Source organism: Mesorhizobium sp. ISC11 (genome assembly GCF_037162595.1).
Taxonomy (GTDB): Bacteria; Pseudomonadota; Alphaproteobacteria; order Rhizobiales; family Rhizobiaceae; genus Mesorhizobium; species Mesorhizobium ciceri.
Window position 1 is genome coordinate 4,674,065 of the sequence record NZ_JAVSPW010000001.1, and the last position, 25,729, is coordinate 4,699,793.

Consider the following 25,729-nt stretch of genomic DNA (forward strand, 5'->3'; position numbering starts at 1 on the left):
GTTCTCCCTCGGAAGTACATCGCTTGACGTCGAAGCCAGATACGATCGTGATATTCAGCTTGGCAAAGTAATGCTTTCTTCCACATCAATCCGCCAGAAAATGGCACGCGGCGCGGGACCGCTCTTTGAATGCCCGGCACGGGAGCGTCTTTCTTGCAGCTTGGAGAGACACCACATGCGCACCACATCGGACACCGTCGCCGCGATCGCCCTCGCCATCGGCGGTGCCTTCGGCCTTGCCGGCACCTTCGTCGCCAGCGCGCCGCTGCGCGAAACACTCTGGACGATCGACGGCGCGGCACTGGTGTTCGCCACCGCGCTGCTGACCATGAAATACCAGCGGCTCGGCAATGACTGCGTAGCTGCCGGGTTCCTAACCTTCCTCGCCGGCGAGACCCTGCTGCTGGCCGGCAATGCGGCGGGGCTGGAGGCCAGCGTGCCCTCCTATGTCGGCGGCATCTCGCTGTGGGCGGCGGCACTGGTCATGGTCAGCGCGCCGAAGACTTTCGCCCTGTGGATGCGGCTCACCGCGCTCGTGGCCGCCGTGCTGTTTGTCGTCTCGGCTTGCATGATCCTCTGGGGCGCGCCCTTGCTGCCGACCTCGGCGCCGCTGCCCGCCGCCGGCTATCCGTTCCTGGTGCTGACCTTTGTTGGCTGGATCTGGGCGCTGCTGAGGGCGGAGCGGTGAGCTTTTGTCCGCTTCCGTACCAAACGTCCGGCCTGGTTGATCGGGCATCAGCGGGGCGGTAAAAACTCCGGGCGGCGGACCCTTATCAGGTCGCCAATGGCCGGCGCGGGCTCAGGCAACTGCCTCACCGGCATTCGCGCCGGCCATTTTCCACCCGCAGATGATCGCAGCGATCCACCGGCCAGCGCCGCACTTGAAGGGGCGCTGACGCTTCTGACCTTCTCCCCTTGTGGGAGAAGGTGGATCGGCGCGCAGCGCCGAGACGGATGAGGGGTGCGTGACGGAGTGAGGCGGTGAAGGTTCTGCTCTGGTTCAGGGCGTTTACTGTTGGCGTATCGCCAAGCTGGAACACCCCTCATCCGTCTTGCCGCTGCGCGGCAATCCACCTTCTCCCACAAGGGGAGAAGGTTAGAAATGCCGGCGCATCACCGTCGCCCGGCCCTTCGCAGGCTCAGAGCGTTCGAGGCTCGTAAAGCCAAGCAATTGGCTTTACGTCCGCTAGCGCGGACCGCCTCTCAACTCTCAATCCACACCTTCTCGAAATGCTGCTCCAGCGCCTGGTGCTGTTCGCAACCCTCCACGCCCTTGCGATAGGTCCGGTAGACCGAGCGCCAGTAGGGTTGGATGATGATGCCTGAATCGCGCAGATTCTGCTCGATCTTGCCCATGATCTCCTTGCGCGCCTTGGCGTCGGGTGTCGCCAGTGCCTTGTCGAGCAGCGTGTCGAACTCGGGATTGGCATAGGCGCTTTCGTTCCAGGCGGCGCCGGATTTATACGCCAGCGCCAGCACCTGGACGCCGAGCGGGCGGCCGAGCCATTCGGTGCAGGAGAAGGGGTATTTGCTCCAGTCGTTCCAGAAGGTGGCGGCCGGCAGCACGGTGCGCTTGATCTTCAGGCCGGCCTCGCGCATCTGCGCGCCGATGGCGTCGCCGGTGCTCTTTTGCCATTCGACATCGACGGAGATGAGCTCGAACTCGTGGTCTGATTTGCCGGCCTCGGCCAACAGCTTCTTCGACTGCTCGACGTCACGCTTCGCCGGGCCGATATCGGCATATTCGGGGTGCATGGGGCCGACATGATGGTTGTCGGCGGGCTTGCCGCGGCCGCCGAGGCCGAGCGCCAGCACGGCGGCATTGTCGACGGCGAGCTGGGCGGCGCGGCGCACCTTGACGTCGTCATAGGGAGCGTTGGCGACATTGAAGCGGGCGACGATGGTCGAACCGGTGGCGATCTCGGAATTCATCAGCCCCATCGTCTCGGTCTGCGAGACGGCATCGGAAGCGGTCTCGTGGTCGGTGTCGATCTCGCCGGATTCGAAGGCCGAGAGCATGGCGTTGGGGTCGGAGCCGTAGTCGACCCATTTGATGCCGTCGAGATGGAATTCGCCCTTCCACCAGGGCTTTTCCTTGCGCTTCACCTCCGCACCCGTCTCGGCATCCCAGCTTACCAGCTCGCAGGGGCCGGTGGTGATGGCAAGCGCCTTCAGGGGATCGCCGTCGCCCTCATAGGAGCGGTGCATGATCAGTGCGGGATAGTCGGCCATGCCGGCGATCAGCGAGATGTCGGGCTTCGGCAGGTTCAGCTTGATGGTGAAGTCGTCGACCTTTTCGATGCCGCCATCGACGACCTTCTTGGTGTCGGCATTGACCAGCGCGCCCATGCGCGCAGCGACCGAATTGCCGGGCACCGAGGCATCGCACCAGCGGGTGAGGTTGTGAATGACATCGTCGGCGTTGAAGGCATCGCCGTTCGACCACGAGATGCCCTTGCGCACATGCAGGGTCAGCGTCCTGGCGTCGTCGCTCGCCTCCCAGCTTTCGAGCAGCCAGGGCTCGAAGGAGAAGTCGGTGTTCCAGCGCACCAGATATTCGTTGCAGTGGCGCGCGACATTCGACATCTCGACGCCGTCGAAGGTGCGCGGGTCCTTGAAACCCTTGACGTTCATGGCGACGCGCAGGACGCCGCCCTTCTTGGGTTCCCCCGCGCGGGCAGGGATGGTGCCAAGTCCGCCCAGCGCCAGCGCCCCGGCGGCGCTGACGCCGAGGCCGGCCATCAGCGCCAGATATTCGCGGCGGTTGATGCCGCCGGTCCTGAAATCGTCGGCCACGGGTTTGGCCTGCGGGTGGAGTTTGCGGTCGGTCAGCATGAATTTCATCGTCGTTCCCCTGTTGTTGATGCATGCCGCCCAAAGGTGCCCAGCGGTTTTGGGACAATGGCATGCACAGAAAAATCGCCCCGGCCGATCGACAGGCGCGGGGGCGGACGCGACCGCCGGGGCGCCGTTGCCTGAGGGGGAATGATAGAGCGGGGTGACGCTGCGGAGTGTTCGCTTTTCCGCAGTGATTGTGCGGGGTTCCGCGGGGAGGCTTGGGTTCCTCGCCCCACGAAAGTGGGAGAGGTGGCTCGGCGAAGCCGAGACGGAGAGGGGACCGCTCTACGAAGCCCCCTCACCCAGCCTCCGCTTCGCTCGGCTGACCTCTCCCCGAGGGGAGAGGAGACTTGCAGCGCCGGCGCTTCCCTCTTCTCCCCAGCGGGGAGAAGGTGGCCGCGAAGCGGCCGGATGAGGGGGCCTTCGCTATGTTCAATACGGCCACTCACCCCTGCCCAGCGCTGCAACCGCGCCGACGATCCGCGCAAACGCTTCCGCCGCCGCCGGCACCGTGGTGCGGGCGCGCAGGAAGCTGTGCACCAGCCTCGGCTCTTCGTGCCACCACGCCTTGCCGCCGGCGGCCACAATGCGGTCGCGGTAGGTCTCGCCATCCGAGGACAGCGGGTCGCATTCGGCGGTGACGATCACCGTCGGCGGCAGGCCGGTGAAATCCTTGTCGCGCAGCGGCGCAAAAGTCGGATCGTCCAGCGATTGGCGCCTGGCCGAGCGGACGTCGCGGTAGAAGGCGACGTCGGCCACCGACAGCAGCGGCGCGTCGGCGTGTTCGATGTAGGAGCCGGCGCCCTCGTCGCCGCCGAGCTCGGGGTAGATCAGCACCTGGCCAATGGCAGCGCTGGCGTGCCGGCGCGTCGCCTGCGCCACCGCCGCGGCCAGATTGCCGCCGGCGCTTTCGCCGCACAGCACCAGCGGCAGGCCTGATCTCGCCGCTGCCCATTCGAAGGCGGCCACCGCATCGTCGAAGGCGGCGGGATGAAGATGCTCCGGCGCCAGCCGGTAATCGACCGACAGCACGTCGAAACCTGTGCCGGCGCAGAGCTCGGCGCAGATGTCGTCATGGCTTTCCAACCCGCCGAGGATGAAGCCGCCGCCGTGGTAGTAGATCACCATCGCCTTGGCGGCGTTGCCCTCGAGCCGGTAGCGCCGGACCGGGATGTCGCGGCTGGCGGCGGCGATCAGGCCGTCGCTGGCCTTGACGCCAGCCGGGCGGCCCTGGTGGAAAGCCCGGCTCATCCTGTTATAGACGGCGCGCTGCTTGTCGATCGGCAGGCCGATGATTTCGGGCGGATACCAGGCGTTGACGGCGTCGATATAGGCCCAAAGGGCCGGGTCGAGCCGTGTTTCGTAGGGGCCGCGCGTCGTCATAGGTCGGCGTAGAGCGCGGCCGCGTTGTCGAAGGAGAAGCGCAGCGGCACCGAGCCCTCGACCTGCCAGACGGTGACGGTTTCGCCGGCCAGCAGCCGGCAGGCGCCGTCGGTGTCGGTGACGGCGCCGCCATAGAGCCGGTTGGCGAGGTTGAGGATCCCGGTCTGGTGCATGGCCGCGCTGCCGCTGCCGCAGGCATCCTTGACCAGCAGCACGCGAAAGCCTTTTGCCACCGCATCCTTGACCGACGCGTCGATGCAGGCCTCGGTCCAGACGCCTGATATGACCAACCATTCGATGCCGGCCGACTTGATGTCGCCCGCCGCCGGCCCGGTGCGGAAGGCGCTGGCCTCGGCCTTGATCAGCAGCGCCTCGCCCTTGGCCGGCGCCACCTCACGGCAGATTTCGGTCAGCGGATCGCTCTTGTCGGAAAAGGCCGACTTGCCGTCCTCGCCGAGCGGATGAAACGGGCGGTCCTGGCTGTCGAGATCGACGATGTAGGCCCAGTGGTAGAGCGGCACATGGTTCTGCCGCGCCGCCGCCTGCAGGCGCTGGACGTTGGCGAGGATGCTGCTGAAGCCTTCAACCAGATAACGCGGGTCCTGCCGGTGCTCTTCCTGCAGGTCGATGAAGATCGCGGCCACGGTGCCGCGCTTGATGGAGATGGGGGTTTTCATGCGTCGCCTGCGTGATGCATGGGCGAGGCAGTCAAAGACCCTTCCGTATGCCGGCGGGACAGAGGGGGGCGCCAGGCAACGAGGCGCTCATTGGTTGCCCGTATCAAACCTGTGTCTCCAGAAACTCGTCCTCATAAGGAAAGCGCGACAGCAACTCCGTGCCCGTCTCGGTGATCAGGATCTCGTCCTCCAGCTTGACGCCCTCGCGGCCGCCCTTTTCGCCGATATAGCTTTCGACGCTCACCACCATGCCTGGCACGATATGGCCGTCGCGGCCATAGGTCTCGTAATCCATGGCGTGCGCGATGAACGGTGTCTCGCCATGCATGCCGACGCCGTGCATGACCGAGGTGTAGCGCTGGTCGACGAAACGGTCGGGGATCTTCCACGCCTGCTCGGCGATCTCGCGGAAGGCCATGCCGGGCTTGACGATCGAAATGTTGTGCTGAACCTGGTCATGCGCCATGCGGTAGAGCGACTTCTGGTAAGGGGTCGGCTTGCCTGGCCCGCAGCGGAAGGTGCGCGAGAAATCCGAATAATAGCCGTAGCAGCCGATGGTGTCGGTATCGAGCGCCAAGAGTTCGCCGGGGCGGATCTTGCGGCCGCTGGCCTCGTTGAACCAGGGGTTGGTGCGCTGGCCTGATGTCAGCAGCCGCGTCTCGATGAACTCGCCGCCCTGGCGGATGACCTCGCCATACATGATGGCGAACAGGTCGTTTTCGGAAACGCCAGGCTTGATCGCCTCACGCACCGCATAGACGGCAGCCTCGGCGCCGGCCATCGACACCTGCAGGCATTTCACTTCCTCCGGCGTCTTCACCGCGCGCACCGCCAAAATCTCGCCCTGGCAATCCCTGACCTCACAGCCGCGCTTTTCCAGCGCCAGCGCCTGCAGATGGCTGCAGCGGTCGAGGCCGAGCTTCATCGAGCCGCCGCCATGCTTTTTCAAAAGCTCGGCGATCTCGTCGGCGAACGGACCTGCGGTCTCGTCGTCGCGGCCCGAGACCGACGACCAGACCAACTTGGAAGGCCGCGCCTCGTCGATCGTGTCGAGCACCATGGAGACATGATAGCTCTGCGGATATTCGAACAGCACGATCGGCCCGTCGGTCGGGATAAAGAAATAGCGGGTCGAGTTGCGCAGGAAATAGCCGAACATGTTGCGCGAGCCGGTGGCGTAGCGCTGGTTGTACGGATCGAACAGCACCACGCCGCCATAGCCGGCCTCGCGCATCCAACCGCGCAGCTTGGCCAGCCGGCTTTTGCGCAAGGCGTCGGCATCGATGAAGGACGGTTCGGTGTCCGACAGCCACATGCCGCCGGCCGGATCGGCCGCCGCGGGGTGGCGCATGCGGTCCTTGAAGTCCACGTCCTCGGTGCTGTCGGGGTCGAAAACGACGATGCTCATGGGCTCGGCCTTGGCTGGGTTGCGAGGTCGCAGCATGGCGCAGGCGAGGCGGATGGATTGTGCGGAAAACCGCATGTGTTGTGCGGGATGCCGCTGGCCTAACAAGAGATGCGCTAACCTCTCACAGCGTCAGCGAGCGCCAAACCTAATGCCGTCTCGCCAGTTTCGGCGGGTGCCCATGCTCCTCGCGAAACGCCCGGGCAAAACTCGACATCGAGGCAAACCCACACGCCAGCGCCACGTCGCGCACGGCGAGCGTCGAGTGCGCCAGCAGGTCAGCGGCGCGTTTGAGCCTCAGGCGCCGGTAATAGCCATTGGGCGAGATGGCGAGTTCGGAGCGGAAGGAGCGCTCGAGCTTGTCTGAGGACACGCCGAGCTTCGCGGTCAGCTCGGCCATGCCGAGCCGTTCCTCGACCGCGTCTTCCATGATGGCGATGGCCGACAGCACCAGCTCGTTCTGGACGCCGGTGCGCAGGCGCAGCGGCATCATCTTGCGGTCGATGCTGGAGCGCAGCTGGCTGTGCACGAACCATTCGGCGACGCCGGCGGCAAGCTCGGCGCCGTAGTCGCGGGTGATGATCTCCAGCATCATGTCGAGGCTGCCGACACCGCCGGCCGAGGTGAAGCGCTTGCGGTCGATGACATAGAGGTCGCGCCTGAGCTCGATGTTGGGGAAGGCTTCGGTGAAGGCGGCCTGGCTGGTCCAGTGCAAGGTGCAGGCATGGCCGTCGAGCAGGCCGGCGCGCGCCAGGAAGAACGCGGCATCCGCCACCGCACCGATATGGGCGCCATTGCGCAGGCTCTTGCGGATCCAGTGTGCAGCGTCCTCGGCGACGAGGTGATCGGCATCGCCGCCCGAGCAGACGACGATGCGGTCGACCTTCGGCGCATCCTCGGCGTAAAAGCCCGGCTGGATGACGACGCCGTTCGACGCCTCGACCGCACCTTTCGTGCCGCCGACGATGATCCAGCGATAGCATTGCCGTTTCGCCAGGACATTGGCGGCGCGCAGCGGCTCGATGACCGAGCTGAACGCCATCATCGGAAAACCTGGGAACACCAGCACGGCGAAAGTGAGGGGTTCAGTGGGCTTGGGTGGTTCGCGCGTGGCCATGGGGCGCTACATTTCGGGCAGATGGGGTTCGGGGTCAATTGGCCGGTCCATCATCATGAGACGTCGGCGCCGCCCCTTGCCCTTCCTCTCCCCCGTCGATCGGGGGAGAGGTGTCGAGCGAAGCTCGACGGAGTGGGGGTCGACCCTCGCCGCGCGCCTGAGGTCTCTTGCTCGTCAGATTGTGCCTGTCTTGCGGCGACTGCGCGTCTGCGAACGCCTTCCCCACTCCGTCTCGGCTTCGCCGAGCCACCTCTCTCCCCTCCGGAGGGAAAGGAAAGGAGCCAAGGCAGGGCGATGAGGGGCAACGCTGAAGTTGCAAGTTGATTGAGCTTCTAGCCCGCCAGCGCCTGCTCCAGATCCGCAATCAGATCATCGCCATCCTCGATCCCCGCCGACAACCTTACCAGCGAATCCGATATGCCGATCTCGGCCCGTTTCTCCGCCGGTATGGAGCCATGCGTCATCAGCGCCGGGTGCTCGATCAGGCTCTCCACACCGCCGAGGCTTTCGGCGAGCGTGAACAATTGCGTGCGTTCGAGGAACTTTTTGGTGCCGGCTAGGTCGCGGTCGAGCACGGCTGTGATCATGCCGCCGAAGGCATGCATCTGCTGGACGGCGACGGCGTGCTGCGGGTGGCTGGCGAGGCCGGGATAGATGACGCGGCGGACGTCGCGGCGCGCTTCCAGCCATTGCGCGATCTTGAGCCCGTTGGCGGAATGGCGCTCCATGCGCAGCGCCAGCGTTTTCAGCCCGCGCAGTGCCAGAAAACTGTCGAACGGGCCCGAAATGGCGCCGATGGCGTTCTGCAGGAATTTCAGCTGGGCGGCCAGATCCTTGTTGTCGCCGACGACGGCGACGCCGCCGACCATATCGGAATGGCCGTTGAGATATTTGGTCGTCGAATGCACGACGATGTCGATGCCAAGCTCCAGCGGCCGCTGGATATAGGGGCTGCAGAAGGTGTTGTCGGCGACCGTGAGAATCCCCTTGCGCCTGGCAAGTGCGGCGACGCCTTCGAGGTCGACGATGCGCAGCAGCGGGTTGGTGGGGGTTTCGACCCACAGCATTTTCGTCTCGGGCCGGATCGCGGCCTCCACGGCGGCAAGGTCGGTGAAGTCGACGAACGAGACCTGCAGATTGGCCGAGCGTTTGCGCACCCGCTCCATCAGCCGGAAGGAACCGCCATAGATGTCGTCGGTGGCAACGATATGCGCACCGGAATCGAGCAGCTCCAGCACGGTGGCGATCGCCGCCAGCCCGGACGCGAAGGCGAACGCAGCCGAGCCGCTTTCGAGATCGGCCACGGCGCGCTCGAACGCAAAGCGCGTCGGGTTCTGGCTGCGGGCATATTCAAAGCCCTTGTGCACGCCGGGCGATTGCTGGCCATAGGTCGAGGTGGCGTAGATCGGCACCATCACCGCGCCGGTCAGCGGGTCGTGGCTCTGGCCGCCATGGATGGTGCGCGTCGAGAAAGCCAGACGGTTTTTCCCGGCTGGCGGAGTATTGCTGGTCATCGTGCGCGCCTCAGATGGTTGATCAGATCGATGCGGGTAATCAGGCCGACGAATTCGTCGCCGTCGAAGATGATGGCGACCTCGTTGCGGTCGAACACCGGCAGCAGCGCGTCCAGCGTCTGGCTGGCCTGCAGCGTGTGCAGGTTGGAGGTCATGGCCGTGCGCACTGGGCCGTTGAAGCGCTCCCAGCGGCCGTCATAAGGGCCGTCGACCTTGGCCAGTATGTCGCTTTCGTCAACGATGCCGACGAGCTTGCCATTGTCGAGCACCGGCAGCTGCGAGACATCGGAGCGGCGCATGCGGCCATAGGCATTGAGCAGGCTTTCGTCCGGGCCGACATAGACGGTGTCGCCGGTGCGGTGCGAGCGCATCACCAGGTCACGCAGATCGCCATGCTGCTCGTGCTCGGCCAGCCCCTGCTCGGCCAGCCAGAAATCGTCGAACACCTTCGACAGGTACTTGTTGCCGCTGTCGCAGACTAAGGTGACGACGCGTTTGGGCACCGTCTGCTCGCGGCAATAGCGCAGCGCCGCCGACAGCAGCGTGCCCGACGATGAGCCGGCAAGGATACCTTCCTTGGACAAGAGGTCGCGCACCGCCAGCATGCTCTGCTTGTCGGGGATCGAATAGGCCTTCTTGACCAGCGACAGATCGGCATTGGGCGGCACGAAATCCTCGCCGATGCCTTCCACGGTCCAGCTGCCGGCCTCTTCCATCTTGCCGGTCTTGATCAGCGGCGCCAGCACCGAGCCGACCGGATCGGCCAGCACCATTTCGGTCTTCGGCGACACTTTTGCGAAGTAGCGGCCAAGCCCGGTCAGCGTGCCGCCCGAGCCGACGCCGACCACCACGGCATCCACGTTACCGTCGAGCTGCGAAAAGATCTCCGGGCCGGTGGTGGTTTCATGCGCCAGCGGATTGGCCGGGTTGGCGAACTGGTTGGCATAGAAGGCGCCGGGCGTTTCCGCCGCGATCTTCTCGGCCATGTCCTGGTAATATTCGGCATGGCCCTTGCCGACATCGGAGCGCGTCATGCGCACTTCGGCGCCGAGCGCGCGCAGGTGCTGGATCTTTTCGCGCGACATCTTGTCGGGCACCACCAGCACGATGCGATAGCCCTTGGGGATGCCGACCTGGGCAAGGCCGAGGCCGGTGTTGCCGGCGGTCGCTTCGACGATGGTGCCGCCGCGCTTGAGCTTGCCCTGCTTTTCAGCTGCGGCGATCATCGACAGCGCGATGCGGTCCTTGATCGAGCCACCGGGGTTCTGGCTTTCGAGCTTGATGAACAGCCGGCATTTGCCGGTGTCGAACTTGGTCAGCTCGACCACCGGCGTCTGGCCGATCAGGTCGAGCACCGACTTGTAGGGCGGACGCAGGCGGGACAATTCGGCTTCCGAGGGGGCACTGTCCAGTGCGGCGATCTCATGCTCGCTCATATCGATGCTCCATGACCAAGCGACCGCCTCTGGGCAGGGCGGCAGCGTAGCCTCTTTTCCAGCCCTTTGCAGTCGGAAAGAAGATAGATCGTGCCAATCAACCGGCCAGATGCGGAATGAAATTCCGGTTTGTGCCTCAAGGGCTTGGAGGGTGTGTTGAGATTCAGGTCAGGCCGAGCCGAAAATGGCAGATTCCGAGAACCGGAGCAGAGCGTACTTTTGGGTACGTGAGCACCGGAAGCCACAGGAAGCCGCATTTGCAGGCCGGCATCACCTGAATATCGACACAGCCTACCCCAGCAGCTGCTTGCTCAGCCTCGCACACTGCACGCGGATATCGGGGATGGCGTCGATCTCGAAGAAGGTGCCGCGCGTCAGCGGGCCGACGGCGAGGATCTTGGCCGAAACGGTTCCGTCGCCGGCGATGATCTCGCATTTGGTCGATACGTCGAGGCCGATGCGCAGCGGATCCGGCCTTGCCAGGCCGCGGTCGACCAGCGAGCGCACGACGCTGTTCGACGAGGTCGAGATGTCCCTGACGATGCCAGAGCAATCGTAGATGCGGGCGACCTCGAAGGTCTCGAGACGCTGCGTGTGACGCGACTGGACCTGGACGGTGAATTCGCCGTTGCGCGCAATGTCGACGACGCGGCCGGCGACCAGGCGGATGCGGCCGGATTGCACGGCCTCGGTGACACGGGCGTAGACCTCGGGCGCCATGCGATGGCGGTGGATGTCCCACCAGGCCTTGGTGTGCTCGACGAAGCGGCGCTTGGCGGAAGCCGGCCAGTTCTGCCAGATCTTCTGGTTGAACGGCCGCAGCCCGTCGACGACGTCACGCCAGTCGATGCCGGCCTTCTGGTTTTCCTTGATCAGGTCGCGGAACCAGCCGACGAAATAGGAGAGCTGCGTGCCGAGCGGAATGTCGGCGACGTCGAGCTTGATCGGATTGCCCTTGCGATGCGGCGAGGGCAGCAGGCCGCGCCTGGACACAGCTATGATGTCGCCGCGATGGCCGCGTTGCTCCAGCGCCAGGAAAGCATCGACCATGCTGAGGCCGGTGCCCAGCACCATGACGCCGGCGCCGGGCGGAAGTGCTGTGTCGGCTTCCGATCCCATCCTGATGGCATGGCCTTGCGCCGGCTCCTCGTCATGGCCGGTGGCCAGCACGGCGAGATGCGCAACGACGCTGGTGCCGTTGGCCAGCGCCACTTCGACGCCGGAGGCGGTGGGCGTGATCGAGAGGCTTTCCTCGCGGATTAGCCGAAGCCGACCGCTCTGCTTTTCCCGCGCTTCCAGATCGACCAGCAACTCGCCGAGATAGCGGGCATAGATGCTGCGTGGCGCATAGAAGGGCGCCTCCTCAGCCGTTGCCAGGCCGCGTTCCTGAAGCCAGCGCCAGAAATTGCCGGGATCGTCGGCATAGGCGCTCATGCCGGCGGCGCTGACATTCAGTACATGCGCCGACAGCAGCGTCGAATAGGCGATGCCCTGACCGAAATGCGGGCGCCTTTCGATCAGCGTGACGCGCAGGTCGGGATTGGGCGACTTCAGGAGATGCGCGGCCAGCACGACGCCGCTGGCGCCGCCACCGACAATGATGATGGAGTTGGCGCGCCCGGTCATAGGCATGCCTTCGCTCTGCGCAGCGCCAGTGTCAGGCCTGGACCTTCACCGCGACCGGCAGATCGCCGATGCCGACCGACAGGTCGTCGAGAGAGATATCGCGCATTTCGGCGAGGCTGCGCTGATCGAGCACCTCGGCGATCGCCTGCCGGACCTCGAGCATCAGATGTCGGACTTGGCATGTCGCCTCGTTGCAATCTTCACAGCGCTGGTACTGGGTGCGGCTGGCGCAGGGGATCGGCGCCAGCGGACCGTCGAGGACGCGCACGACATGGCCGACCTTGATCTCGTCGGCGGGCCGCGCCAGGCGATAGCCGCCATCCTTGCCCTTGCGGCTCTGGACGAAGCCGGCATTGCGCAACTCGCCCAGGATGGCGTCAAGAAATTTCTTCGGGATGTTGTTGCCGTTGGCGACGTCGTTGACGAAGGCGAGCTGCCCGGCCGGCAATCGCGCGAGGTGGACAAGCGCCTTGAGGCCGTACTTACCTTTTTTGGTGAGCATGAGATCAAATTTTCTCTGGCATGCGACGGCATGGAACCATCGGTTGCAAAACGCCTGGCGTGCGTTGCCGCCGCGTCCAAGCCCGCATGACACATAAATTCTAGTGACATGATGTACAAGCCGAGAACTGCTGATTTTGCTTCGTTTTCAAGCCGCGCCGGCCATTTTGACCAGCCTTTGTGCCCACAGGGACACAAAAGCGCACGAGTTTGGGGGCGCGATCATCGCGATATGGTGACTGCTCATCGTCGCCTCCAGTCTCAATGTCGATAAGATTACTATACTTACCCCCGAACACGCGGAATGGGTTGTTAAATCGGCGGTTGTTTGAGGCATGAATTTGCCTGGAAGAGGCCGGAAGCGGGAATTCTAATTCGCGGTGGGCGTAAGCGGAGCCATCGCCGCAGTTCAGGAGGTTAAAGGTCGGTGGGACAGAGGGGGCGCTGGCCCGCCGGCGTCGAAAGGTCTGCCCTGTGGCGACACTCTGCCCACCGCAACCACCCTATCCGCCTCACCACCTCACCATCGACAGCTTTTTTCTAACAAGCCCGCCTTCGTTGGAAGGATTTAACTCTACAAGAACCATAGAATTAGCTGACTATTATGAAGCATTCCGGTTTTTCTCTTTTCAGGAGCCCTTCATGTCCACCATTTCGCGACGCATTGTTCTCCTCTCATCAGCCGCACTTGCCGGCGCGGCCTTCCTCGGCCCGGCCCTGGCCGACGACCTCAAGATCACCATCGGCTACCAGACGGTGGTCGAACCCTCGAAAGTGCCGCAGGCCGACGGCGCCTATGAAAAGGCGACGAAGGCCACCATTGATTGGCGCAAATTCGATTCCGGCGCCGATGTCATCGCCGCGGTCGCTTCCGGTTCGGTCGATATCGGCTATGTCGGCTCGAGTCCGCTGGCGGCGGCGGCGAGCCGCGAATTGCCGATCCAGACCATCTTCATCGTCGGCCTGATCGGCGAATCCGAGGCGCTGGTGGCACGCAACGGCGCCGGCATCGAGAAAATCGCCGACCTCGCCGGCAAGAAGGTCGCCGTGCCGTTCGTCTCGACGACGCATTACAGCCTGCTCGCGGCACTGAAGCATGAGGGCGTCGATCCGAAGTCGGTCGAGATCCTCAATCTCAGGCCTCCGGAAATCGCCGCCGCCTTTTCGCGCGGCGACATCGACGCCGCTTATGTCTGGGATCCGGCGCTCGGTCAGATCAAGACGACGGGCAAGGTGGTGGTGGATTCCTCGCAGGTCGCCGCCTGGGGCGCGCCGACCTTCGACGCCTGGATCGTGCGCACCGACTTCGCCGAAAAGAACCCGGAAGCGGTGCGCGACTTCGTCAAGGTGACGGGCGCGGCATATGCCGAGTTCCTCGCCAAGCCCGAAGCCTGGTCGGTATCGTCGCCGCAGGCGGCCGCGATCGCCAAACTCACCGGCGCCAAGCTGGAAGAAGTGCCGCAACTGCTCAAGGGCTATGTCTTCCCGACGCTCGAAGAGCAGGCCTCCGACAAATTCCTCGGCGGCGGCACGGTCAAGGCGATCGAAGCGACATCCACCTTCCTCAAGGAGCAAGGCAAGATCGACGCCGTGCTTCCCGACTATTCGAAATACGTATCGTCGAAATACGTCACCGAGGCGCTCGCCTCGAACTAGTACTCGCTTAACGCAATTCCGGACGGAAAACCGCTTCACACTTTTCCTGGAATTGCTCTGAACGCGCGCGGATCTTTTTCCCTAACGCCGCGTGCTGACTGCCCCGGAACCGCTGACGAGGGCCGGGGCAGTCGGATTTCAACGAACCGCGAGGCATCCATGCCGCATCTCGTGCTCGACCCGCATCTCGTACTGGACAAGGTCTCGATCCACTATGACGGCCAGGCAGCGCCTGCCGTCGAGCGGGTGTCGATCGATGTCGCCAAGGGCGATTTCGTCGTGCTGGTGGGCCGTTCCGGCTGCGGCAAGACCTCGCTGCTCAACGTCGCCGCCGGCCTTGTCGCGCCGGCGCGCGGTACGGCTTCAATCAACGGCAAGCCGATCACAGCACCTGGCTCGGACCGGGCGGTGGTGTTCCAGAACGATGCTTTGTTCCCATGGCTGACGGCGCGCGAAAACGTTGCCTTCGCGCTCAGGCTGCGCGGTGTCGCTCCGGCCGAGCGGGCGCGGCGCGCCGATGAGCTGCTGGCGCTGGTGAAGCTCGCCGACGCCGGCGACAAGTGCATCTGGGAGCTTTCCGGCGGTATGCGCCAGCGTGTCGGCCTGGCTCGGGCGCTCGCCGCCGAACCCGAATTCCTGCTGCTCGACGAACCGCTCGGCGCGCTCGATGCGCTGACGCGCGAGCGCATGCAGACGACGCTGCTCGATCTGTGGACGGCAAGCGATGTCGGCGTGCTGATGGTGACGCATGGCATCGAGGAGGCGCTGGTGCTGGCCACCCGCATCGTCGTGCTGGCGCCTGGCCCGGGCCGCGTGGTGCAAACTTTCGAACCCGGCTTCTCCAGGCGCTACGCATCGGGCGAGGCCATCCGCACCATCAAGGCCGACCCGGCCTTCGCCGCGGCGCGCGGCGAACTAACCGACGCGATCTTCGAAGGAGAGGCGGCATGACCGTTACCTCCTACACCGAGCGGCCGGGACACAAGGTCGACGAGACCGACGGCCTGTCGGTGCCGTGGTCGCGGTCCAGCCCGAAACGCAAAGGCGTTTCCGCGCGCGCGGTCAGCGTGGTGACCATCCTGGTGGTGCTGGCGCTGTGGGCGCTGTCGGCCCGCCTGCAACTGGTGTCGCCAGTGTTCCTGCCCTCGCCGGTTGCGGTGTGGAACAAGTTCATCACCGTCGCCCGCGACGGCTTCGTCGATGCGACGCTGCTGCAGCATGCGATCGCCAGCCTGGGCCGGGTTTTCGCCGCGCTGGTCGCCGCCATCCTCGTCGGCGTGCCGGTTGGGCTCGCCATCGGCATCAGCACGATCGGGCGCGGCATCTTCGATCCGCTGCTTGAGTTCCTGCGGCCGATCCCGCCGCTCGCCTACCTGCCGCTGGTCGTCATCTGGTTCGGCATCGGCGAACCGTCGAAGATCCTGGTGATCACTATTTCCATGCTGGCGCCGGTGGCATTGTCGACCGCGTCCGGCGTTCGCGGCGTTTCGCAGGAACGCATCAATGCGGCGCGCTCACTGGGTGCTACTCAGCGCCAAGTGGTCCGCCATGTCATCCTGCCCAGCGCGCTGCCGGCGATCCTGACCGGCCTGCGCATCGCGCTCGGCGCCGGCTGGTCGACGCTGGTCGCCGCCGAACTGGTGGCGGCGACGCGCGGGCTTGGTTTCATGATCCAGTCGGCCGCCCAGTTCCTCGTCACCGACGTGGTGGTGATGGGCATATTGGTGATCGCGGCCATTGCCTTCGTGCTGGAATTCACCCTCCGCAGGATCGAGCGCGTGCTCGTCCCGTGGGCGGGACGCGAATGATTGGGAACCAGAAGAGCAGGAAAGAATGCCGATGACCCATTCCACCGCCGTGCTGTTCGCCCAAGCCGGCAATTGGCTTCTCGCCTGGACCGGGGAAAGCCAGCCGCTTGAACAGCAACCGAAATCGCCAACGCCGGTCCGCTGGGACGCCGAGCGCGACCGCCTGCCGCCACGCGACGAGAGTTTTTACTGGGCCTGGCAGTACTGGTCGCAGTGAGGGGATTGGCGATTGGCACTAGCCCCCGCGTCTTCGTCATCCTAGGGCGGAGCAAGGAGCGAAGCGACGCAGCGCAGACCCCAGGATGGCGAATTCCAGGTAGCCAAAGAAGATAATTCCCATTCTCCCCTCTAACTCGCAAAATCATTCCTCTACTAAATTTATAGAATTACCTAGCCTCATCCATCTTCCAACCGGCGAGGCCATTTCCGGCGCCGATCCGCAGCGAAGGAGAGGGATCAATGTTCAATCTAACGAGACGTGTTTTCGGCATCGGCCTGCTGGCGGCGACGGTTGCCGTGTCGTCCGGCGCCACGGCGCAGGAGCTGAAGCAGTTCAGCATCGGCTATCAGAAGACCGGCCTGCCGGTGATCGCCAGGCAGCAGCAGGTGATCGAGAAGGCACTTGAAGACAAGGGCGTGACGGTCAAGTGGGTCGAGTTCACCGCCGGTCCGCCGCTGGTCGAGGCGCTCAATGTCGGCGCCATCGATGTCGGCTGGACCGGCGACGCGCCGCCGATCTTCGGCCAGTCGGCCGGTGCCAACATCGTCTATGCCGCAGCGCTGCCGTCGAATGGCGAGGGCGAGGCGATCTTCGTCAAGCCGGCGTCGCCGATCCAGTCGGTCGCCGATCTCAAGGGCAAGCGCGTCGGTGTCGGCAAGGGCACCAGCGCGTACAATCTGCTCGTCGCCGCGCTGGAGAAGGCCGGCATCCCGTTCGACCAGATCACGCCGGTCTATCTCAGCCCGGCGGATGCGGCCGCAGCCTTTGCCAGCGACCAGATCGATGCCTGGACCGTCTGGGATCCGTTCTTCGCCATCGCCGAAACTCGCTACCAGCCGCGTGTGCTGGCCCGCTCCAGCGAGGTGCTGAAGGTCAACACCTATTTCCTCGCCAACAAGGACTTCGCCAAGGCGCATCCCGAAACCGTCACCACAACGATATCAGCCTTGGGCGAGGCGGCGAAATGGGCCGACCAGAACCGCGACAAGGTGGCCGCGGCGCTGCATGAGGTGACCGGCGTGCCGCTCGACGCGCAGATCATCGCCGCCAACCGCACCAAATTCGGCGTCTTCCCGATCACCGACGAGATCATCGCCGGCCAGCAGGCGACCGCAGACCGCTTCTTCAAGCTCGGGCTGATCCCGAACGCGGTCCGCATCTCCGACGCGGTGTGGACGGCACCCGGCAACTGACTTGTCCCCTGACGGCGCCGGGTGAGAACGCCCGGCGCCATTTGCGTTCGCACCCATATCTCCAGGAGATCCGCCCGTGACTGTGCCAGACATGACCGCGCCTGCCAGCACCGCACCGCTCGATTTCTTCTGGTTCATCCCGACGCATGGCGACGGCTCCTATCTCGGTTCCGAGGAGCAGCAGCGGCCGCCCGAATTCGGCTACTTCAAGGAGATCGCGCAGGCGGTCGACCGGCTCGGCTTTCCCGGCGTGCTGTTGCCGACCGGCCAGAATTGCGAGGATTCCTGGATCACCGCGACGGGCCTTGCGACACTCACCGAAAAACTGAAGTTCCTGGTCGCGCTGCGGCCGGGCGTGACGCTGCCGACTTTCGCCGCACGCCAGACCGCCGCCCTCGATCGCTTGAGCAATGGCCGCCTGCTGCTCAATGTCGTGGTCGGCGGCAACCCGACCGAGCTCGCCGGCGACGGCGTCTTCCTGCCGCATGACGAGCGCTATGCCCAGGCGCATGAATTCCTGACCATCTGGCGCGGCCTGGTGTCCGGCGAGCGGGTCAATTTCAACGGCAAATATTACCGCGTCGAAAATGGCCGCCTCGACCTTCTGCCGCACCAGGAACGGCCGCCGCTCTATTTCGGCGGATCGTCGGATGCGGGCCAGGACCTCGCCGCGGACCTCGTCGACATGTATCTGACCTGGGGCGAACCGCCGGCACAGGTGGCCGAGAAGCTGGCCGCGGCGCGCGCAAAGGCGGCGCGGCGCGGCAGAAAACTGCGCTTCGGCATCCGGCTGCATTTCATCGTGCGCGAGACCGAGGACGAAGCCTGGCGCGCCGCCGACCGGCTGATCAGCCATGTCACCGACGCCCAGATCGAAAACGCGCAGGCGCGCTTCCTCAACCAGATGGATTCGGTCGGCCAGCGCCGCATGGCGGAGCTGCATGGCGGCCGCCGTGACAGGCTGGTGGTGTCGCCCAATCTGTGGGCCGGCGTCGGGCTGGTGCGCGGCGGCGCCGGCACGGCGCTGGTCGGCACGCCGGAACAGATCGCCGGGCGCATCCGCGAATACCAGGCGATCGGCATCGATACCATCATCGGCTCGGGCTATCCGCATCTCGAGGAGGCCTACCGCGTCGCCGAGCTTCTGTTTCCGAAACTCGGGCTCGGCACCAGGCGGCAGCGGGCGCATGAGAACATCGCCAACGAATTCTCGGTCGGCTTCCATGGCGCCAACCGCCTGCAGGCTTCGTCATGAGCTTTTCCACGCGCCTGCATAGCAACGCCACCGGCTGGCTGCTACCGGCGCTGATCATTGCCGGCTGGGAGATTGCCAGCCGCGCCGGCGTCATGCCGGCCAACGTGCTGCCGGCGCCCAGCGCGGTCGCCGAGGCCTTCTGGCGGCTGACGCTGTCGGGCGAACTGATCCGCAACATCGGCGTCTCGACCGCGCGCGCCCTTGCCGGCTTTGCCGTCGGTGGCTCGATCGGTTTTGCGCTCGGCCTTGCCAACGGGCTATCGACGCTCAGCCGCGGCCTGACCGACACGACGCTGCAGATGATCCGCAACATTCCGCATCTGGCGCTGATCCCGCTGGTCATCCTGTGGTTCGGCATCGACGAGGAAGCCAAGCTGTTCCTGGTGGCGCTCGGCGTGTTCTTTCCGATCTACGTCAACACGCTGCTCGGCATCCAGAGCGTCGACCCACAGCTGGTCGAGATGGGCCGCGTCTACGGCATGGACCGTCGCACGCTATTCTTCCGCGTCATCCTGCCCGGCGCGCTGCCGGCGATCTTCGTCGGCCTGCGCTATGCCCTGGGCATCATGTGGCTGACGCTGATCGTCGCCGAAACCATCTCGGCCAGTTCGGGCCTCGGCTACATGGCCATGCAGGCGCGCGAATTCCTGCTGATCGATGTCGTCGTGCTGTCGATCCTGATCTATGCGCTGCTCGGCAAGCTCGCCGACAGCCTCGCCCGCCTGCTCGAGCGGCTGTCGCTCGGCTGGCATCCGGCCTTCCAGAACGGATGAGAGATTGCCCATGACCGCCGCCAGCCTGACCGCAGCCCGTTCCTTCGTCGCCACGCCGGTGCGGCCGATCGGCTCCGTCGAAGGACAGCGGGCCTTTGCCTTCAGGCATGCCGGCAAGCGCTTCGGCGACAAGACCGTGCTCGACGGCATCGACCTGGACGTGCCGGCCGGGCAGTTCCTTGCCGTCATCGGCAAGAGCGGCTGCGGCAAGAGCACGCTGTTGCGGCTTCTGGCCGGGCTCGACCGGCCGACATCGGGATCGCTGTCCTTCGGTGTCGAAGAGGAAGGACACAGCCGCACGCGCTTCATGTTCCAGGAGCCACGGCTCCTGCCCTGGGCCAGCGTGGTGAAAAACGTCGAGGTCGGGCTGACCGGCATCGCCACCGGTAGCGAAGCGAGGCACCGCGCGCTCGACATCCTCGGCGAGGTCGGGCTTGCCGACCGGGCCGACGAATGGCCTTCGGTGCTGTCCGGAGGTCAGAAGCAGCGCGTGGCGCTGGCCCGCGCGCTGGTCGGCCACCCGCAGATCCTGGCTCTCGACGAGCCGCTCGGCGCACTCGACGCCCTGACCCGCATCGAGATGCAGCAGCTTCTGGAACGCATCTGGATCGCGCAGAAGTTCACGGCCGTGCTGGTCACGCATGATGTCGCCGAAGCGGTCGCGCTCGCCGACCGGGTCGTGGTGATCAGCGAAGGCCGGATCGCGCTCGATCTGGATGTGCCCGTGGAACGGCCGCGCCGTCGCGGTTCGGTGGAGTTGGCCCGGCTGGAGGGCAAGATTCTGGATCGGCTGTTCGGGTAGGGCTGTCGGGGGCAGGGCCCTCGAGGACCGCCTTCCCCCACTCCGTCGCTGCTTCGCAGCGCCACCTTGTATCTACACGAGAGAGATTTCGTGGGATTAGAGCGATTGAGCCAAGGTCCGGGTGGCCGCCCGGACCTTGGCTTGGCGAAGTCGCCCGTACCACCTGAGGTTACAGCCGCGGGAGAGCTTGGGATCTTCGCCTTCATCACGCACGACCGAACAGTCGCTTGGTTCCAACCGTACGCACAAGGCAGGTTACCGTGAACAGGATTATTTGTGGAGTTGATGTTTCGAAAGATTGGCTGGACGCGCATATCTGGCCTGGCGGAGCGGCAGCGCGCTTCGCCAACGACGCGGCGGGGATCGCAGCTCTTTGGCTGTTCTGCCGCAGCCATGACGCAGCCCTTGCGGTGATGGAGGCATCGGGCGGCTATGAACGGCTGGGATTCATGCTCTTGTGGACGCACGGCATGCCGTGCGGCGTGGTCAATGCCAAGAGCGTGCGCCGTTTCGCCGAGGCGATGGGCTATCTTGAGAAGACCGACAGGATCGACGCCGCTGTCATCGCCCACTACGGCGCAGTCAAGAACACTGTGCCGACGCCACCGCCAAGCGCCGCCCAGCAGCGGCTTGCCGCGTTGGTTGGCCGGCTTTGCCAGATTGTTGGCGATGCGACCATCAACAAGCAGCGTAGAAGTGCCGCACGCGACGCCGAGGTATGCGCCAGCATCGAGGCGATGCTGGCCTTCCTCAAGCGCGAGCAACGGCGCCTGGAAGGCGAGATTGCCTCGATGATCGATGACGATCCGCTGTGGGCCAGGCTGGAGCAGGTCTCCAACAAGGCCATCGCCAAGCTGGCAGGCCTCGCTCCCTTCGCCAACGATAGCGGCAAGCGCACCGGCAACAGGCATGTGCGCGGCGGACGCGCCGGGCCGCGTGGCATCCTCTTCATCGTCGCAGCCATCGTGGCCAAATTCGATCCCAATCTCAAAGCTTTCGCTCAACGGTTGCAACAGGCGGGAAAGCCAAAAATGCTCATCCGCATCGCACTCGCCAGAAAACTCCTCGTCATCCTCAATGCAAAAGCACGCGATGCGCGCAACGAGTTCGCGAGTGCAACTTGACACCCCAGATAGTCGCTCTCCCCCCTCCGGAGGGAGAGGAAAGGAGCCAAGGTCGGCGAGCTCGCGCTTTTCCTCTCCCCCGTCGATCGGGGGAGAGGTGGCCCGAAAGGCCGGAGTGGGGGTCGACCTTTCATCAAGCTCACCCGCTTGACCGGTTCGCCCACCCCAACCCGATCAGCCCGACCAGCATGGTGACGACGCCGATATAGAGCCATTGCGACTGGCCGGTCATGAAGCTGCCGCCGACAACGCCGATGCCTTGCAGCGACCACAGCGCGCCGACGGCAAGCACAATCAACGCCAGCAGATTTTTGGTCAGCCTCATTGCCGGATCTCCCTTTTGAAGTCGATTGGTTGCAGCATCGGGACCGCGATAAAAGAGCCAAAGGAAGTGGCCCGGCCGCGCCGAGCTCTACTTGGATATTAATGTTCGATCTTGTCAAACGGATGCCCGATAGCAACACAAAGATCATCGTTGATTGATCATCGCGTGCCGGAAAATCCCTGACAGACTGTTACCCAGCGACTCCAAACGTGTGCCATTGCCACGGAACCGCCAGATCACTGCCGCATTTCCCGCCTTATTTGGCACCTAACGGCTGGGGTCTGTCAAAAACGGAGCCATCCCCCAAATATGAAGAACCCAAAACAGACCGCGATTGTCGCGGTAACGATCGCTGCTGGCCTGATGGTCGGCGCTTCTTCGGCGACCGCCGCCGCCCAGTGCGGCCGCGCCTCGTGGTACGCCCTGCACTCCAGAACCGCCTCGGGCGAGCGCATGAACCCGTCGGCGATGACCGCCGCGCATCGCACCTTGCCTTTCGGCACCAAGCTCAGGGTTACCAACAAGAACAACGGCCGCAGCGTCGTCGTGCGCATCAACGATCGCGGTCCGTTCATCAAGGGACGCGTGCTCGACCTGTCGAAGGGCGCGGCCGGCCAGCTCGGCTTCATCGGCTCCGGCCACACTTCCGTGTGCATGGCGCGCGTCTAGAGCTTCCTGTGTCCGGCAAGGGCCGGACACATTACCTACACATTTCGCAGCCGCACACTGAGCCGGCTGGCACCGTTCGGCCCCGATTTCCATGGCCTTGAACCAAAGAAGCATTGGTCACGCAGCGTGACGTATTGCATCGCAGCAATTAGTTGTTAACTTCCCCGCGAGACATTTAGGCTCGGCGCTGCTCGTCGTCCCTTCGGTCGCAGGCAGCAGCGGGGTTTCTCGATGTTCTACCAGCTCTATGAGATGAACCACGCCGCCCTGCAGCCGGCGCGCCTCTATGCCGACGCGGTGCGGATGTTCTACTCCAATCCGCTCAATCCGTTTTCCCACACGCAATGGGGCCGTTCGATCGCGGCGACGGCCGAACTGTTCGAGCGCACCACGCGCCGCTACGGCAAGCCGGCCTTCGGCCTGAGCAAGACCGTGGTCGACTGGAAGAGCGTCGAGGTCGCCGAGAAGACCGTCTGGTCGAAGCCGTTCTGCAATCTCGTGCGCTTCGAGCGCGCTGTCCCCGCCGGGCGCAAGCCCGATCCGAAGCTTCTGATCGTGGCGCCGATGTCGGGCCATTATGCGACGCTGCTGCGCGGCACGGTGGAAGCGATGCTGCCCTATGCCGACGTGCACATCACCGATTGGGTCGATGCCCGCATGGTGCCGCTTGCCGACGGCCAATTCGATCTCGACGACTACATCGACTATGTCATCGACATGCTGCACACGCTCGGGCCGGACACGCATGTGATGGCGGTGTGCCAGCCTTCCGTGCCGGTGTTGGCCGCCGTGGCGCTGATGGAATCCAAGGGCGACCCGTTCGTGCCCTCGACGATGACCTTGATGGGCGGGCCTATCGACACGCGCAGCAACCCGACCGCGGTCAATCTGCTGGCGCAGGAAAAAGGCATCGACTGGTTCCGCGACAATGTCGTGATGCATGCGCCGTGGCCGGTGCCAGGCTTCGGCCGCGAGGTCTATCCAGGCTTCCTGCAGCTGTCCGGCTTCATGAGCATGAACCTCGATCGCCACATCATCGCCCACAAGGACTTCTTCATGCATCTGGTGAAGCATGATGGCGACAATGCCGAGAAGCACCGCGATTTCTACGACGAGTATCTGGCGGTCATGGACCTGACGGCCGAATTCTACCTGCAGACCGTCGACACCGTCTTCGTGCGGCAGGCCTTGCCAAAGGGCGAGATGACGCATCGCGGCACCAGGATCGATCCATCGGCGATCCGTAACGTCGCGCTGTTCACGGTCGAAGGCGAGAACGACGACATATCAGGCCTTGGCCAGACCAAGGCGGCGCATGATCTTTGCCCCAATATCCCGGCTGAGCGGCACGCCCATTACATGCAGCCGGCGGTCGGCCATTACGGCGTGTTCAACGGTTCGCGCTTCCGCTCCGAAATCGTGCCGCGCATCGTCGACTTCATCACCAGCTACGGCCGCCAGGAGCGTGTCGCGGCGAAGCCGAAGCTGGTCCGCGCCGCCAAGAGATAATGCACGTCGTCCAAAATTGCGGGTTTTGGGACGATGACATGCATAAAACCAAGCTTAACGGCGATAAACCGTGCGATTGACCGGTAAAAGCCGGCCGGCTGGCTGATTCTGTTGCACAAGTGCCGCTGTCCAGCCCCTCGGGTAACCATGCCGACAATCCGACCGTCGTCGTAATTGACACGGACTGTAAATCCCCCTTAACCTTTCGTTAATAACAAAGGGTGAGCGGGGACAATGATTTCCTCATCGATGGCGCGACGGCTGCGCGTGTATGTGGCGGCCGGGCTGGCAATGACGGCGGGCTGGGTGGCACCGGCCTTGGCGGGTGGAGCGATGGCGACCGGGGGGCTCACCTCGCAGCCGATCGGCCACTATGATTTCTGCAAGCTGCATCCGGGCGAGTGCTCGATCCGCCCGGCCAATCTGGCGCCGGCTCCGATGACCGACGCGCTGATGCGCAAGCTTCTCAATGTCACCGCCAGGGTCAACGCCGCCGTCAAGCCGATGAGCGACATGGACATCTACGGCAAGGACGAGGTCTGGGCTTATCCCGACAAGGGCGTCGGCGATTGCGAGGACTATGTGCTGGAAAAGCGGCGCCAGCTTTCGCGCATGAGCATCTCGCTTGCCGATCTTCTGATCACCGTCGTGCGCAAGCCCGACGGCGAGGGCCACGCCGTGCTGACGGTGCGCACCGACGACGGCGACTATGTGCTCGACAATCTGACCGACAAGGTCAAGCCATGGGACGCGACCGGCTACCGCTTCCTCAAGCGGCAGGCGATCGACAACACCGGCCGCTGGGTCTCGATCCGCGGTGGCCAGCAAGTTCTGGTCGGCGCGGTTCAGTAGGCACCAGCAACGGCGGCTTCCCTAGGGGCGGCATCCAACGCTTCGTCATCACAGGGCTGAGCAGGAGCGAAGCTCCGTCGCGAAGACCCCGGGATCCGTGCCGTGATGCCGATGAAGAGCGCTGCGGCGCAGGAACAGGCGCCTGCAATCGTCATACCGTCATCACCAGATCTTTTGCACCGTCGCGACGCTCGCAACTCGCGGCATGGATCCTCGGGTCTGCGCGCCCGCTTCGCCCGTGGATGACGAAATCGATGGGCCCTCCGCCAGAATTCGCATCTCTCCGTGAACCATTTCGCTCCGGCCAGCGACACACAGCCGTGAACCGAAACCAACCATGGAGACTTCAGATGACTGCTTTTCTGCGAAACACCCTTCTTGCCGCTATCGCGGTGTCGAGCATGGCCGGATCCGCCATGGCCGATCAGACCACCAGCTGTGCCAAAACCAACCTCAACGACCTCTGGGCCGGCCGCTGTTGCGGTGATGCCGGGGCGTCGGACTGCCTGGGCGGCGGAAACAATGGCCACGACCACGGCGATCATGGCCGGGGTGGAAATGGCGGCACCGCCGGCAAGAAATGATCTCACCACTGTGCCCGCCGGCGGGCCGCCGGCGGGCAGTGTCCTCGTGAGGCAGGCGAACTTGTACCGGCGCGGACCGTCAGGCTACGGCCGCTGGTTTAACGCCGCGCGGATCGATGCGGTGATGCGGCGAAGCTCGGTTTCGTCGAGTTTCTCGATGTTTTCCGCCAGCAGATTGGCGAGCTCGGTGGCGGCGGGGGAAAGACCCGACGTGTCGAGTTTTACACGCGGGTGCGAGGCCTCGGCCAGCCGCGCCAGTTCCTCGGCATCGTCCCAGATGATGTTGAAATAGCCGATGATCTTCTGGATCAGCGTCCAGGTCGGGGCGCCTCGCCTGCCATGTTCGAGCGCCGACAGATAGGCGGCGCTGACGCCGATCGCCGCCGCCATGTCCTTCTGGCGGACACCGCGTTCGCTTCTCAGCGTCCGCAGCTTCTCGCCGAACGGGGTCATGCGCCCGTC

At 64.6% G+C, this 25,729-nt stretch carries 25 protein-coding genes; 14 read left to right on the forward strand and 11 right to left on the reverse strand.

Features of this window, described 5'->3' with window-relative positions:
* Nucleotides 1-175: 175 nt before the first annotated feature.
* Nucleotides 176-688 (forward strand): hypothetical protein, encoded by a 513-nt coding sequence (locus tag RPF88_RS22725; RefSeq protein WP_224619046.1) that lies wholly within the window; start codon nucleotides 176-178, stop codon nucleotides 686-688.
* Between the two features lie 515 nt (nucleotides 689-1,203).
* On the opposite strand, the gene RPF88_RS22730 is transcribed toward RPF88_RS22725, so the two are convergent.
* From RPF88_RS22730 to RPF88_RS22770, 9 genes are all read right to left on the reverse strand, one after another.
* On the reverse strand, nucleotides 1,204-2,844 hold the full coding sequence (locus RPF88_RS22730) for an ABC transporter substrate-binding protein (protein ID WP_337123252.1): 1,641 nt from the start codon (nucleotides 2,842-2,844) through the stop codon (nucleotides 1,204-1,206).
* Between the two features lie 426 nt (nucleotides 2,845-3,270).
* Entirely contained in the window at nucleotides 3,271-4,221 is a 951-nt protein-coding gene (locus tag RPF88_RS22735; protein ID WP_337123253.1) for an alpha/beta hydrolase, read from the reverse strand.
* Nucleotides 4,218-4,898 carry an isochorismatase family protein gene (locus RPF88_RS22740; protein WP_337123254.1) on the reverse strand — a complete coding sequence of 227 codons (681 nt, stop codon included), beginning with the start codon at nucleotides 4,896-4,898 and terminating at the stop codon, nucleotides 4,218-4,220. Before RPF88_RS22740 ends, RPF88_RS22735 begins: the two co-directional genes overlap by 4 nt.
* A gap of 103 nt (nucleotides 4,899-5,001) precedes the next feature.
* Nucleotides 5,002-6,306: a M24 family metallopeptidase gene (locus RPF88_RS22745; RefSeq protein WP_337123255.1), complete on the reverse strand. Its 1,305-nt coding sequence runs from the start codon at nucleotides 6,304-6,306 to the stop codon at nucleotides 5,002-5,004.
* Nucleotides 6,307-6,451: 145 nt separating this feature from the next.
* Complete coding sequence (locus RPF88_RS22750; protein WP_024504110.1) at nucleotides 6,452-7,420, reverse strand: GlxA family transcriptional regulator; 969 nt, start codon at nucleotides 7,418-7,420, stop codon at nucleotides 6,452-6,454.
* A 332-nt stretch (nucleotides 7,421-7,752) separates the two neighbouring features.
* Complete coding sequence (locus RPF88_RS22755) at nucleotides 7,753-8,934, reverse strand: trans-sulfuration enzyme family protein (RefSeq protein ID WP_024502230.1); 1,182 nt, start codon at nucleotides 8,932-8,934, stop codon at nucleotides 7,753-7,755.
* Complete coding sequence (locus tag RPF88_RS22760) at nucleotides 8,931-10,370, reverse strand: pyridoxal-phosphate dependent enzyme (protein WP_224675814.1); 1,440 nt, start codon at nucleotides 10,368-10,370, stop codon at nucleotides 8,931-8,933. Before RPF88_RS22760 ends, RPF88_RS22755 begins: the two co-directional genes overlap by 4 nt.
* Nucleotides 10,371-10,661: 291 nt before the next feature.
* Nucleotides 10,662-11,996 carry an FAD/NAD(P)-binding protein gene (locus RPF88_RS22765; RefSeq protein ID WP_013528704.1) on the reverse strand — a complete coding sequence of 445 codons (1,335 nt, stop codon included), beginning with the start codon at nucleotides 11,994-11,996 and terminating at the stop codon, nucleotides 10,662-10,664.
* Between the two features lie 31 nt (nucleotides 11,997-12,027).
* A complete protein-coding gene (locus RPF88_RS22770) occupies nucleotides 12,028-12,498 on the reverse strand; it encodes an RrF2 family transcriptional regulator (RefSeq protein ID WP_337123256.1) in 471 nt (156 codons plus the stop codon).
* Between the two features lie 641 nt (nucleotides 12,499-13,139).
* Between RPF88_RS22770 and tauA the strand changes: the two genes are divergently transcribed.
* From tauA to RPF88_RS22815, 9 genes are all read left to right on the forward strand, one after another.
* Nucleotides 13,140-14,153 (forward strand): taurine ABC transporter substrate-binding protein, encoded by a 1,014-nt coding sequence (tauA, locus tag RPF88_RS22775; RefSeq protein ID WP_064992681.1) that lies wholly within the window; start codon nucleotides 13,140-13,142, stop codon nucleotides 14,151-14,153.
* 159 nt (nucleotides 14,154-14,312) lie between these two features.
* Nucleotides 14,313-15,104, forward strand: a complete 792-nt coding sequence (locus RPF88_RS22780) for a taurine ABC transporter ATP-binding protein (RefSeq protein ID WP_013528707.1) — start codon at nucleotides 14,313-14,315, stop codon at nucleotides 15,102-15,104.
* Nucleotides 15,101-15,961, forward strand: a complete 861-nt coding sequence (locus tag RPF88_RS22785) for an ABC transporter permease subunit (RefSeq protein ID WP_024502226.1) — start codon at nucleotides 15,101-15,103, stop codon at nucleotides 15,959-15,961. The genes RPF88_RS22780 and RPF88_RS22785 overlap by 4 nt, the downstream gene beginning before the upstream one ends.
* A 31-nt stretch (nucleotides 15,962-15,992) precedes the next feature.
* Nucleotides 15,993-16,178: a hypothetical protein gene (locus RPF88_RS22790; protein ID WP_337123257.1), complete on the forward strand. Its 186-nt coding sequence runs from the start codon at nucleotides 15,993-15,995 to the stop codon at nucleotides 16,176-16,178.
* 242 nt (nucleotides 16,179-16,420) lie between these two features.
* Nucleotides 16,421-17,374 (forward strand): sulfonate ABC transporter substrate-binding protein, encoded by a 954-nt coding sequence (locus tag RPF88_RS22795; protein WP_337123258.1) that lies wholly within the window; start codon nucleotides 16,421-16,423, stop codon nucleotides 17,372-17,374.
* Nucleotides 17,375-17,465: 91 nt separating this feature from the next.
* Entirely contained in the window at nucleotides 17,466-18,629 is a 1,164-nt protein-coding gene (gene ssuD, locus RPF88_RS22800) for an FMNH2-dependent alkanesulfonate monooxygenase (protein WP_024502224.1), read from the forward strand.
* Nucleotides 18,626-19,402: an ABC transporter permease subunit gene (locus RPF88_RS22805; RefSeq protein WP_337123259.1), complete on the forward strand. Its 777-nt coding sequence runs from the start codon at nucleotides 18,626-18,628 to the stop codon at nucleotides 19,400-19,402. Before ssuD ends, RPF88_RS22805 begins: the two co-directional genes overlap by 4 nt.
* A gap of 10 nt (nucleotides 19,403-19,412) precedes the next feature.
* A complete protein-coding gene (locus RPF88_RS22810) occupies nucleotides 19,413-20,204 on the forward strand; it encodes an ATP-binding cassette domain-containing protein (RefSeq protein WP_337123260.1) in 792 nt (263 codons plus the stop codon).
* Nucleotides 20,205-20,464: 260 nt separating this feature from the next.
* Nucleotides 20,465-21,328: an IS110 family transposase gene (locus RPF88_RS22815; protein ID WP_337123261.1), complete on the forward strand. Its 864-nt coding sequence runs from the start codon at nucleotides 20,465-20,467 to the stop codon at nucleotides 21,326-21,328.
* A 139-nt stretch (nucleotides 21,329-21,467) separates the two neighbouring features.
* On the opposite strand, the gene RPF88_RS22820 is transcribed toward RPF88_RS22815, so the two are convergent.
* Nucleotides 21,468-21,653, reverse strand: a complete 186-nt coding sequence (locus tag RPF88_RS22820; protein WP_063173425.1) for a hypothetical protein — start codon at nucleotides 21,651-21,653, stop codon at nucleotides 21,468-21,470.
* 309 nt (nucleotides 21,654-21,962) lie between these two features.
* Here RPF88_RS22820 and RPF88_RS22825 point away from each other — a divergent pair, with 309 nt between their 5' ends.
* From RPF88_RS22825 to RPF88_RS22840, 4 genes are all read left to right on the forward strand, one after another.
* On the forward strand, nucleotides 21,963-22,322 hold the full coding sequence (locus RPF88_RS22825) for a septal ring lytic transglycosylase RlpA family protein (RefSeq protein WP_013528714.1): 360 nt from the start codon (nucleotides 21,963-21,965) through the stop codon (nucleotides 22,320-22,322).
* A 231-nt stretch (nucleotides 22,323-22,553) separates the two neighbouring features.
* A complete protein-coding gene (locus RPF88_RS22830; RefSeq protein ID WP_063169608.1) occupies nucleotides 22,554-23,831 on the forward strand; it encodes a polyhydroxyalkanoate depolymerase in 1,278 nt (425 codons plus the stop codon).
* 234 nt (nucleotides 23,832-24,065) lie between these two features.
* Entirely contained in the window at nucleotides 24,066-24,683 is a 618-nt protein-coding gene (locus tag RPF88_RS22835; protein WP_063173424.1) for a transglutaminase-like cysteine peptidase, read from the forward strand.
* A gap of 350 nt (nucleotides 24,684-25,033) precedes the next feature.
* A complete protein-coding gene (locus tag RPF88_RS22840) occupies nucleotides 25,034-25,267 on the forward strand; it encodes a hypothetical protein (RefSeq protein WP_013528718.1) in 234 nt (77 codons plus the stop codon).
* 84 nt (nucleotides 25,268-25,351) lie between these two features.
* On the opposite strand, the gene RPF88_RS22845 is transcribed toward RPF88_RS22840, so the two are convergent.
* The gene (locus tag RPF88_RS22845) at nucleotides 25,352-25,720 is read right to left on the reverse strand and encodes a helix-turn-helix domain-containing protein (protein ID WP_013528719.1); all 369 of its coding nucleotides are present in this window, start codon (nucleotides 25,718-25,720) and stop codon (nucleotides 25,352-25,354) included.
* Between the last annotated feature and the right edge of the window lie 9 nt (nucleotides 25,721-25,729).